This window comes from Saccharopolyspora dendranthemae, from assembly GCF_007829955.1.
Classification (GTDB): domain Bacteria; phylum Actinomycetota; class Actinomycetes; order Mycobacteriales; family Pseudonocardiaceae; genus Saccharopolyspora; species Saccharopolyspora dendranthemae.
The window spans coordinates 955,732-967,262 of record NZ_VIWX01000002.1 but is presented as its reverse complement, the minus strand read 5'-3'; the positions used below and the strand labels follow the sequence as shown (position 1 = coordinate 967,262).

At 71.5% G+C, this 11,531-nt stretch carries 8 protein-coding genes; 4 read left to right on the top strand and 4 right to left on the bottom strand.

What is annotated here, in order from left to right; all coding sequences use genetic code 11:
- Positions 1-30: 30 nt before the first annotated feature.
- The gene (locus tag FHU35_RS13220; RefSeq protein ID WP_145739071.1) at positions 31-273 is read right to left on the bottom strand and encodes a hypothetical protein; all 243 of its coding nucleotides are present in this window, start codon (positions 271-273) and stop codon (positions 31-33) included.
- A 37-nt stretch (positions 274-310) separates the two neighbouring features.
- On the opposite strand from FHU35_RS13220, the gene FHU35_RS13215 reads away from it, so the two are divergent.
- Together FHU35_RS13215 and FHU35_RS13210 are read left to right on the top strand one after the other, a co-directional pair.
- Positions 311-568: a hypothetical protein gene (locus FHU35_RS13215; RefSeq protein WP_246110274.1), complete on the top strand. Its 258-nt coding sequence runs from the start codon at positions 311-313 to the stop codon at positions 566-568.
- Positions 569-584: 16 nt separating this feature from the next.
- Positions 585-4,970, top strand: coding sequence for an HAD-IC family P-type ATPase (locus FHU35_RS13210; protein ID WP_145739069.1), 4,386 nt, complete (start codon positions 585-587; stop codon positions 4,968-4,970).
- 160 nt (positions 4,971-5,130) lie between these two features.
- Here the strand turns inward: FHU35_RS13210 and FHU35_RS13205 are convergent, their stop codons facing one another.
- Complete coding sequence (locus FHU35_RS13205; protein WP_246110273.1) at positions 5,131-6,078, bottom strand: EamA family transporter; 948 nt, start codon at positions 6,076-6,078, stop codon at positions 5,131-5,133.
- A 337-nt stretch (positions 6,079-6,415) separates the two neighbouring features.
- On the opposite strand from FHU35_RS13205, the gene FHU35_RS13200 reads away from it, so the two are divergent.
- On the top strand, positions 6,416-9,226 hold the full coding sequence (locus FHU35_RS13200; RefSeq protein WP_145739067.1) for an aconitate hydratase: 2,811 nt from the start codon (positions 6,416-6,418) through the stop codon (positions 9,224-9,226).
- 430 nt (positions 9,227-9,656) lie between these two features.
- The gene (locus tag FHU35_RS13195) at positions 9,657-10,223 is read left to right on the top strand and encodes a TetR/AcrR family transcriptional regulator (RefSeq protein ID WP_186459404.1); all 567 of its coding nucleotides are present in this window, start codon (positions 9,657-9,659) and stop codon (positions 10,221-10,223) included.
- A 26-nt stretch (positions 10,224-10,249) separates the two neighbouring features.
- Here FHU35_RS13195 and FHU35_RS13190 read toward each other — a convergent pair whose 3' ends face one another.
- Both FHU35_RS13190 and FHU35_RS30180 read right to left on the bottom strand, forming a co-directional pair.
- Positions 10,250-10,843, bottom strand: a complete 594-nt coding sequence (locus FHU35_RS13190; RefSeq protein WP_246110272.1) for a class I SAM-dependent methyltransferase — start codon at positions 10,841-10,843, stop codon at positions 10,250-10,252.
- A gap of 348 nt (positions 10,844-11,191) precedes the next feature.
- On the bottom strand, positions 11,192-11,326 hold the full coding sequence (locus FHU35_RS30180; RefSeq protein WP_281290236.1) for a hypothetical protein: 135 nt from the start codon (positions 11,324-11,326) through the stop codon (positions 11,192-11,194).
- Between the last annotated feature and the right edge of the window lie 205 nt (positions 11,327-11,531).

Here is an 11,531-nt window from a genome sequence, read left to right as displayed (position 1 = left end):
TGCTCCGTTCGTCGTAACCTGGGCTGGTCGTCACGCAGCGGAGGAGGCCATCGCCATGCCCACCACCAGTTCTGGGAGCGCGCAACGCGGTCGCAAGGGGTCGGGCCAGCGGCGAAGCGGCTCCACCACGACATCGACGACCAAGGCTTCAGCCTCCAGGTCTTCGTCGAACCGGTCCTCGTCGAACCGGTCCTCGGCCGCCACATCCTCGACGACCGCTGCTTCCGCCACCAGGTCCACGGCCAAGCCGGCGGCCAAGACCGCCGACGCCACGGCGAAGTCGTCCGGCGCATCGATCCCCGTCCCCTACGTGACGGCGCAGCTGCGCACAACCCAGATCTCACTTCCCGGACTTCCCGAGCTTCCCGAGCTGCCGGGTCGGGAGAACCTCACCTCGACGGTCACCGCCGTGCGCTCCGCGCTGCCCTCCCGCGATCAGCTGCTGTTCTACAGCGGGCTGACCGCCGCCGCGGCGCTGAGCGTGATCGAGTGGCCCGTCGCGGCCGCGATCGGCATCGGCGCCGCCGTGGTGCGGCGCAGCGCGAACCAGGACCACGAGCAGGCCTGACCGCCGAGGAGCGTTGATGCCGCTGCGCTGGCTGCTGGCCCGATCCGCCGAAGTCGCCGCACCGGTGCTGCGAGCTGCCCGCACCATCACCTCCTCCCCCGTCGACCGCCGCGTCTGGCGGGGTCGGGAGCGCAGCCACCTCGAGATGCGCGGCGTGCACCTGCCCGACAACGCGGCGGCCGCGCGCGAGGTGGAGCGGCGGCTGGGCGAGCTCGCCGGTGTCCGCAGCGCCCAGGTCAACGGTGTGCTCGGCCGGGTGGTGATCGAGCACGATCCCGACCTCCCCGGTCTCGACGAGCCGATCAGGGTCATCGGCGAGGTCGAGTCCGGCTACGGGATGGGCGACCACGGGATCGCCGGCCGCAGCGAGCGGCACCCGGGCAACTCCGAGGCCGTCGTGCGCGATGCCGGTGCGGTCGCGCTCGGCGTCCTCGGCCTCGGCTACGCGAGCCTGGGAGCGCTGATCCCCGCGCGGGTGATCTCCCCGCTGGTGCCCGCCGCGGTGTCGCTGGTGGACGTGGTGCCGTGGCTGCGCGGCAACGCGCAGCGGCTCGTCGGCCGCGCGCCGCTGGACGTGGCGCTGGCGATCGGCGGTGCCACGGGCCAAGGCCTGGCGGGGCGACCGCTGGGAGCGCTGACCGACCTGGGCGGACGGTTCCTCGCCGCGCGCGAAACCCTCGCCCGCCACCAGGCGTGGCAGCACTGGGAGGGCGCACTGCCGCACGGCTGCCCGGCTCTCGCGCACCATCCGCGGCCGTGCCCGGTTCCCGACGGTCCGGTGGAGCGCGTCGCCAACGCCTCCGGCGGCGCGGCGCTCGGCGGAGCGGCCGCCGTTTACGCGCTGTCCCGCGCGCCGCAGCGAGCGATGGCCAACCTGCTCGCGGCGGTTCCCAAGCCCGCCTCGGCCGGGCGCGAGGCCTTCGCGACCTCGCTGAGCACGACGCTGGCCTCCCGCGGCGCGCTCGTGCTGGAACCGGACTCGCTGCGGCTGCTGGACCGGATCGACACCATCGTCTTCGACGCGCCGACCTTGCTGACCGGCCGCCGAGTGGTCGACTCGGTGGCCGCGCTGGAGGACGGCGAGGATTCCGCGGCGCTGTTCGCGCGGGCGGGCGAACTCGTCGATCCCGCGGATCTCACGGCCCGGCACAGCAGCGGGAGCTGGTCGGTCGCGCCGCTCACCGGGTCTCACCCGAGCCGGGTGCGCCGGAGAGCGGAGGCTGAGAGCAAGCGTGGGGCAACGGTTCTCGCGCTCGTCCACGATGGACGGACGGTCGCTCTGGTGATGGTCGCCGACGAGCTCGACCCGCTGGCCGAAGCACTGGTCGACGCCGCGCGCGGCATCGCCGAACGGGTCCTGGTCGGCGGGGACGGCGCGAACCTCGACCGCAGGCTGCCGCTGGACGGCGCGCTCCCGGGCGGTCGCGAGCTGGACGGCCCGGTGCGCGCACTGCAGCAGGACGGCGCGGTAGTCGCGGTCCTCTCGCACGACTGCGGAACCGGACTGGCCGCCGCCGACCTCGGCATCGGCCTGTCCACAACGGATCCCGCCGGCTGGGCGGCGGACGTGATCTGCCCGCATCCCACGGCTCTCCACGTGCTGGTCGGCTCTGCCGAGCACGCGCGCACCGCGAGCAGGTACGCCGCGTCGATCTCGGCGGCAGGCGCGCTCCTCGGAGCCCTGTTCGCCGCCTTCGGCCCGGCCGCAGGAGCTCCTGCGCGGGCGTCGATGCCCGTGCACGCGGCGACGCTGTTCGCCTACGCGACCGGGTCCTGGTCGGCGATGCGCGCCGCCAACCGGCCACCACCCCTGCCGCGCGAGCGCACCCCGTGGCACGCGATGCCGGCCTCGGCGGTGCTGTCCACGTTGGACAGTTCGGAGCGCGGGTTGTCGGAATCCGCAGCTGCCGAGCGGCACCGGCCGCAGGACGACGGGCGCGCTCCGGTGGGGGTGCTCGGGGCGACGACCGAAGGCCTGATCACCCCGATCACACCGGTGCTCGGCGCCGGTGCCGTCATCTCGGCGGGCCTGGGGTCGGTCATCGACGCGGTGCTGATCTGCGGTGTGCTGCTGATCAGCGCGCTGATCGACGGCGTGCAACGAGCGGCCACCGACCGCGAGCTCGGCAGGCTGCTGGCCGAGGGCCGCACCCCCGCGCGCTTGCGCCGCGAGGGGCGCACCGAGGTCGTCCCGGCCGACCAGCTGGTGCCGGGTGACGTCATCGAGCTGCGGGCGGGCGACGGGGTGCCCGCCGACTGCCGCGTGCTGTCGGTGGAATCGCTGGAGATCGACGAGTCAGGTTTGACGGGCGAATCGCAGCTGGTGGCCAAGGACGTCGCGGCGGCCACCGCTCCGGCGGTCGCCGACCGCACCTGCATGCTCTACCAGGGCACGGTCGTCGCCAGCGGCACCGGCGTCGCCGTGGCGGTGGCCGTCGGCACCCACACCGAGCTCGGGCGGACCACGGCGCAGGCCACCGGCGCCGATACGGCGACCGGGGTGGAGGCCCGGCTGGCGGAGCTGACCAAGAAGGTGCTGCCGGTCTCGGTCGGAGCGGGCGCGCTGCTGTTCGCCGCCGACCTGCTGCGGGGCGTTCCGGTCGGCAGGACGGTGGCGCGTTCGGTCGGGCTCGCGGTGGCCGCGGTGCCCGAAGGCCTGCCGTTCGTCGCGACGCTCGCCGAGCTCGCGGCCGCCCGGCGGATGTCCCGGCGCGGAGTGCTCGTCCGCAGTCCCGCGACCATCGAGGCGCTCGGCCGCGTCGACGCGCTGTGCTTCGATAAGACCGGCACCCTGACCCAGGGCCGGATCGCGCTCGGCGAGGTCTCCGACGGACGCGGCTCGCGCAACGTCGAGGAGCTGCAGCGCCCGCACCGGGAAGTCGTGGCCGCCGCCCTCCGGGCGAACCCGCGGCCGCAGGACGACCAACCGCTGCCGCACCCGACCGACCGCGCGGTGCTCGACGGCGCGCGGGAGCTCGGCCTGGACGCCGACGGAGAAGTGCTGGCAGAGCTGCCCTTCGAACCCTCGCGCGGGTTCCACGCGGTGCTCTCGCCCCGGCTGCTGTCGGTCAAAGGCGCGCCCGAGGTGGTGCTGGACCGCTGCACCAGTTGGCGGCGCAACGGATCCGCCGTGGCGTTCGACGACGAAGCCCGCGCCGACCTGGACGCGGAGGTGGAACGGCTGGCGCTGCGCGGTTTCCGGCTGCTCGCTGTCGCCGAACGCCCCGTCCCGGACGACTTCGCGATGGTCGAGACCGAGGTGGACGAGCTGGAACTGGTCGGGCTGCTCGGACTCGCCGACCCGGTGCACGCCAGCGCTGCGGACGCGGTCGAGCAGCTCGACCGCGCGGGCGTGGACGTCATCATGATCACCGGGGACCACCCGAGCACCGCCGAGGCCATCGCCTCGGAGCTCGGGATGCTGGGCGGCAAGCGGGTTCTCACCGGTGCCGAGCTCGACGAACTCGACGACGAGCAGCTGGCGGGGGAAGCCCCGAAGGTCTCGGTGTTCGCCCGCGTCAGCCCCGCGCAGAAGGCGCGGATCGTGCGCTGCCTGCGCGATGCGGGCCGCGTGGTGGCCATGACCGGCGACGGTGCCAACGACGTCCCGGCGATCAACCTGGCGCACGTCGGCATCGCGTTCGGCTCGCGAGCGACGCCCGCCGCGCGCGACGCAGCGGATCTCGTGGTCGCCGACGACCGCATCGAGACGCTGACCGACGGCATCGTCGAAGGCCGCGGCATGTGGACCTCGGTGCGCGAAGCCCTGGCGGTGCTGCTGGGCGGCAACCTCGGGGAGATCGGCTACGCCCTGGGAACCGGACTGCTGAGTCCTTCCGCCGCGCTCAACGCCCGGCAGCTGCTGGTGGTCAACATGCTCACCGACGTGCTGCCCACCATCGCGATCGCCGTGCGCCCACCGGCCGACCGCACGCCGGAACGGCTGCTGGCCGAAGGTCCGGAAGCCTCGCTGGGCGCGGCGCTGGCACGCGAGGTCGGCGCGCGGGCGGTGGCCACCGCGACCGCGGCCGGGCTGGCCTGGTTGTTCACCCGTCCGATGGCCACGGCCTCGCAGGCGCGCACCGCCGGCCTCGTCGCACTGGTCTCGGCGCAGCTGGCGCAGACGGTGACCTCGCGCGGGCGCACACCGCTGGTCGTGCTCGCGGCGGCCGGTTCGGTCCTGGTGCTGCTCGCACTGGTGCAGGTTCCCGGGGTCAGCCACTTCTTCGGCAGCAGTCCCCTGCTCCCCCACCAGTGGGCCGTCGCGCTGAGCGTCTCGGCCGCGGTGGCGTTGGCGGTGCGGGTGTGGCAGATGTGGCGGGAGGGACGGAACAACGCACCTCGACCTGCAGATTTGGGCGCGGGTTCACCCCTTGGTCACCTCGGTTCGAAACAGGCCTAACCCGGTAGCCCCACAGTCGGAGACGTCCTGCACCACCGAAGAGGATGCGAGCCTCCGATGCCCACGTTCCTGACCACGATCATCACCGGCGTCGCGATCGCCCTGCTCGAGCGGTTGGTCGTGCACCTCGTCAAGTCCGCGACGCGAACGGCCTGAGCCCTCAGCCCGCAGGCGTCTCGAGGGCTCCAGCGGTTCCGGTCGCGCGGTCGGCGGGAGCGGCGCGTTGCGCGACGTAGGCGCCGACAAGGATCAACGCACCGCCGACCAGCTGCGCAGGGCCCAGTTCTTCCGACAGCAGCACCCACGCCAGCACTGTGGCGACCACCGGCTCGAGGAAGGCGACCGCGCCGGCGATCTGCGGGGACAGCCTGCGCACGGCGACGATCCCGGTGAGGTAGGCCAGCACCGTGCTCCCCAGGACGACCCAGGCCACCGCGCCGATCGCAGGCACGTGGTGGCCCGCGAGCTCGACCGAACCGGCGAGCAGCGCGAGGTCGATCTCCCAGGGGCGGGCGAGCGCGGTGACCGCCGCAGCGCCCACCAGCAGGCCGAACCCTGCCAGCGCGAAGGGGTTCACGTCCTCGGTGGAGTCCGAGAGCAGGAAGTAGGTCGCCTGGCAGGCGGCCGCGCCCAGGCTCAGCAGCAGGCCGAGCGGGTTGAAGCTCAGCCCGGAGAACAGCTCGACCACGAAGGCGAGCCCGACCACCGCCAGCAGCACCCCGGTGACCGCGGACCGGCTCACCGGAGCGCGGCGGACGAACCGGATCCAGCCCAGCACCAGCACCGGGCCCAGGAACTCGATCAGCAGCGCCACGCCGACCGGCACGGTGGCGATCGCGGCGAAGTAGGAGACCTGCACGCCGGCGACGGCGAACAGCCCGTAGCCGATGATCAGGCCCGGGGCGCGGCGCAGCGCCGAGGCGTGCCGCAAAGCGATCGGCAGCATCACCAGCGCGCCGCCGGCCAACCGCAGCCAAGCCACGTGCAGCGGGCTCAGCCCTGCGTTGATGAGCGGTTTGGCGAACGGGCCCGATCCGCCGAAGAAGATCGCGGAGGCCACGGCGACCGCCACACCGGCGGCACGGGGATCACGGGACAGCAAGCGCACCGGCACATCGAAGCACGCCCGCCGATCACTCCGGTACGCACGTGCCACACCAGGCCGATGGACCGCCCGCGCGGCGCGGAGTTTGCCGTTCGGGCGAAGAATCGCCCCCCGGAGCTTGATCCGGTTCGGAAACTCGGTGTTCCAGACCGGAAACACTCGAGGTTTTTAACGAAACCGGCAGAAGCGCCCGACACTCAGGCGACCCTTTGTTGAACGCCTTTATAGGACGCGCGTACTGTTAGCCGAGAAGAGCGCGAGTCCCCGCGCACGCTCAGCTGACGTGCGCGAGACTCGCAATCGTTCCCGAACTTGCGCCCGTCGCGAGATGGAGTTGAACGTGACTGCACCTGCGAGCAAGGACAGCTTCGGCGCACGCGGCACGCTGAACGTCGGCGACGCCTCTTACGAGGTGTTCCGGCTCAGCGCCGTCGAAGGTGCCGAGCGGCTGCCCTACAGCCTCAAGATCCTCCTGGAGAACCTGCTGCGCACCGAAGACGGTGCCAACATCACGGCCGACCACGTGCGCGCGCTGGCCGGCTGGGACTCCAAGGCGGAACCCGCCACCGAAATCCAGTTCACCCCCGCCCGGGTGATCATGCAGGACTTCACCGGCGTGCCCTGCGTCGTTGACCTCGCCACCATGCGTGAGGCCGTCGCCGACCTCGGCGGCGACACCTCCAAGGTCAACCCGCTGGCCCCGGCAGAGCTGGTCATCGACCACTCGGTGATCATCGACGTGTTCGGCAAGCCCGACGCCTTCGAGCGCAACGTCGAGTTCGAGTACGGCCGCAACAAGGAGCGCTACCAGTTCCTGCGCTGGGGCCAGGGCGCCTTCGACGAGTTCAAGGTCGTCCCCCCGGGCACCGGCATCGTGCACCAGGTCAACATCGAGCACCTGGCCCGCACCGTCATGTCGCGCAACGGCCAGGCCTACCCCGACTCCTGCGTCGGCACCGACTCCCACACCACCATGGTCAACGGCCTGGGCGTGCTGGGCTGGGGCGTCGGCGGCATCGAGGCCGAGGCCGCGATGCTCGGCCAGCCCGTGTCGATGCTCATCCCGCGCGTGGTCGGCTTCAAGCTCACCGGCGAGATCCCGGCCGGTGCCACCGCCACCGACGTGGTGCTCACGATCACCGAGATGCTGCGCAAGCACGGCGTCGTCGGCAAGTTCGTCGAGTTCTACGGCTCGGGTGTGGCCTCGGTGCCGCTGGCCAACCGCGCCACCATCGGCAACATGAGCCCGGAGTTCGGTTCCACCGCCGCGATCTTCCCGATCGACGACGAGACCGTCCGCTACCTCAAGCTCACCGGCCGTCCGGCCGACCAGGTCGCCCTGGTCGAGGCCTACGCCAAGGAGCAGGGTCTCTGGCACGACGCCGACCACGAGCCGGAGTACTCCGAGTACCTCGAGCTGGACCTGTCCACGGTCGTGCCGTCCATCGCCGGCCCGAAGCGCCCGCAGGACCGCATCGAGGTCTCCGACGCCAAGCCGTCGTTCCGCAAGTCGCTCACCGACTACGTCCAGGCGCAGAACGCCGACGACGCGGCGCTGGACGAGGCCGGCGAGGAGTCCTTCCCCGCCAGCGACCCGGTTTCGGTGACCCACCACGGCGAGGGTGACAAGCCGCGCCTGGTCTCGGCCGCCGACGGCGCATCCGGCCGCTCGACGAACCCGATCACGGTGTCCTCGGACGAGCTGGGCGAGTTCGAGCTCGACCACGGTGCCGTGGTGATCGCCTCGATCACCTCCTGCACCAACACCTCGAACCCGTCGGTGATGCTCGGTGCGGCGCTGCTCGCCCGCAACGCCGTCGACAAGGGCCTGACCCGCAAGCCCTGGGTCAAGACCTCGATGGCCCCGGGATCGCAGGTCGTCACCGACTACTACGAGAAGGCCGGTCTCTGGCCGTACCTGGAGAAGCTGGGCTTCCACCTGGTCGGCTACGGCTGCACCACCTGCATCGGCAACTCCGGCCCGCTGCCGGAGGAGATCTCCGCCGCGGTGCAGGAGAACGACCTGTCGGTCACCTCGGTGCTGTCGGGCAACCGGAACTTCGAAGGCCGGATCAACCCCGACGTCAAGATGAACTACCTGGCCTCGCCGCCGCTGGTCATCGCCTACGCCCTCGCCGGCTCGATGGACTTCGACTTCGAGACCGACCCGCTGGGTTACGACACCGACGGCAAGCCGGTGTTCCTCAAGGAGATCTGGCCGACGCCGCAAGAGGTCCAGGAGACCATCGACTCGGCGATCACCCAGGAGATGTTCACCAAGGACTACGCGGACGTCTTCAAGGGCGACGAGCGCTGGCGCTCCCTGCCCACCCCGGAGGGCGAGACCTTCGAGTGGGACTCCGAGAGCACCTACGTGCGCAAGCCCCCGTACTTCGACGGCATGGCGATGGAGCCCGCGCCGGTCACCGACATCTCCGGTGCCCGCGTGCTGGCGCTGCTGGGCGACTCGGTCACCACCGACCACATCTCCCCGGCCGGCGCCATCAAGGCCGACTCCCCCGCGGGCAAGTACCTCTCCGACCACGGCATCGACCGCAAGGACTTCAACTCCTACGGTTCCCGCCGCGGTAACCACGAGGTCATGATCCGCGGGACCTTCGCCAACATCCGGCTGCGCAACCTGCTGCTGGACGACGTGCAGGGCGGCTACACCCGGGACTTCACCCAGGAAGGCGCTCCGCAGGCGTTCATCTACGACGCCGCGCAGAACTACGCCGCGCAGGACACCCCGCTGGTCGTGCTGGGCGGCAAGGAGTACGGCTCCGGTTCGTCCCGCGACTGGGCCGCCAAGGGCACCCGCCTGCTGGGCGTGCGCGCCGTCATCGCCGAGTCCTTCGAGCGCATCCACCGCTCGAACCTCATCGGCATGGGCGTCATCCCGCTGCAGTTCCCGGAGGGCTCCACGGCCAAGTCGTTGGGCCTCGACGGCACCGAGACCTTCGACTTCTCGGGCATCACCAAGCTCAACGATGGTGAGACCCCGGAGACCGTGAAGGTCACCGCCGCCAAGGCCGACGGCTCCCAGGTGGAGTTCGACGCCAAGGTCCGCATCGACACCCCCGGTGAGGCGGACTACTACCGCAACGGCGGCATCCTGCAGTACGTGCTGCGCAAGATGATCCGCTCCTGATTCCTGCCGACACCCCGGCAGGACCTTCGAGAACGGGACCGGTGGGAGCCACAAGCTCCCGCCGGTCCCGTTCCGCATTCGCGGGGCCCTTCGACCCCGCGGATCACGACTCCGGCGGCGCCTGCGGTCCAGGCGTTCTCGGGGTGACGGCGAGCGGGAGTCGCGCCAGACGGCGGACGAACATGCTCGACAGGTGCCGCGGCTCGCTTCCCGGGGCCAGGTCCACGCGGTCCGTGCCGGCGAGCAGCCCGGTGATCGCGCGGCTCGCCTCCAGGCGCGTCCGCTGACCGCGTGGTGATGCGGAAGTGCCCGCGGAACGGGCTCTCCAGCCTCAACGCTTCCTCGACGAAGGAGTCGATCAGCGCCGGTGCGTGGCGAAGCCGGTCCTGCAGGGCCGAGTCTGCCCGACGTCCACCGGCAGCGATCGGCGGTGACCACGACCCGCTCCTCCGGACGCGCGGAGCAGCCTCACCGCGCTCGGATCGCCGAAGCGGCGCGCGAGCTGGCCGCCGAACGCGGCTACACCGCGACCACCCTCCGCGAGGTGGCGGCCCGCGCGGGCACCACACCCGCGACGGTGTACCACCACTTCGGCTCGAAGGACGGCTTGCTGCACCACGTCATGGTCGACTGGGCGTTGCGGACCCACGACGACCTCCGGGCCAGGCGCTACACCGGCAGCAGCGCCGAGCGGGTCGCGGCCGCTTTCGGCGACGTGGTCCGCTGGGCCGCCGACGACGCGGACCTGCTGGCCGCCGGAATGCGGTCGTTCCACTCCAGCGATGCCGCCGGTGCCGGGATGGCCACCTGGCACGCGCTGTTCCTCGCCCTCGTGCGCGCCGCGCTCGGCGACGAGACCTGGGACGACGCGCGCGGTCAGGCGATGACCCTGGGGCACGTCCTGGTGTCCTGCCTGCTCGACCTCACCTCGGGGCGCGCCGACGTCGAACGGGCCAGGCGCCACATCACGACCGCCGCTGAACTCCTCTTCCGCTGATCGACCGGAGTTCCCGCGCGACCGCGTCAGGGCAGGTTCGGCCTGCGGCAGACGTAGGTGCGCGCCGGGGGCACGTTGCGCCAGATCGTGCGGGTGGTGATGACCTCGTCGAAGCTGACGTCGAGGCGGCGGCGGAACTGGCGGGCGCCGGACATGCCGAGCGCGTGCAGGTAGGCGAAGGTCGTGAACGCGCCGCCGGGCGTCAGGACCGAGCCGACCTGCTGCAGGATGTCGTGCTGCAGCTGCGCCGGGAAGATCGACCACGGCAGCCCGCAGACCACCGCGTCGACACGGTCGATGCCGATCTCCGGCAGCAGCGATCCCAGGTGCGAGGCGTCGCCCTGGACGACCTCGAGCCACGGCAGCTCCCGGTTGAGGTGCTCGACCATGCCCGAGTCCAGCTCGATCGCCACGTGGCGGCCGCCCGAGGGCAACCGGTCGGCGATGGCCGCGCTCAGGGCCCCGGTTCCGGGCCCGAGCTCCACGACCACGGGACTGCCGGTGCGCGGGATCACCGACCCCATCTCGCGGGCCAGGTGCGGCGAACTGGGGGCGACCGCACCGACCTGACCGGGCTTGCTCGCCGCGCGCTGCAGGAAGGTCCGGTAGTTGTGCAGCACCGATCCGCCTCCTCGCCCGCTCCCCCGCCCGGCAGGACGCGTCGTCGAGGGGTCAGGGCTGCTGGGCGTGCTGGGTGAGGTCACGGATGCCTTCCCGATCGGTGGAGCCGGTCGTTGGTGGTCACCAGCCTATCGGGCGATCAGCGACCCGGGCGCACAGCAGTGCGCCACGCCACGGGCGCGAAGTCGAGATCAATTCTTCCGCAATTCATCGGGGGGTCGAAGACCGATTGCGGAGAAGCGGCGCGAAATTGCGCCGAGAACGCGTAACGAATGAGTTCGCGAGAACGATGGAAAAGCTTCACGGGCTTGTTCCCGAGCGGGAGCAAGCCCGTGCGCGCGCTTACCTCAGGCGACCTGCCCGGCGGGCTCGATGATCGGGTCCGGAGCGTCGTTGGAACGCCGAGCCCAGCTGGCCAGCGCTCCGGCCGCACCCATGAGAACGATCGCTTCGGCCGCCAGGGCCACCCACACCGTTGCCACTTACTTGCCTCCTCTCCACTGTCCGCCCCGCCTTCCGAACGCGCGCACGCACAGATACCCGCCGAGGCAGGTCGATCGGAAGGAGGTTTGGGTAATAACCCGGTACGAACCAATACTACGTCCGCGTTTCGCTTCTTCCCAAACCGGGCAGTTGTAATCTGCGTGACACTCGAACAGTCGATCACGGCGGCCGTCTCGCGACCGC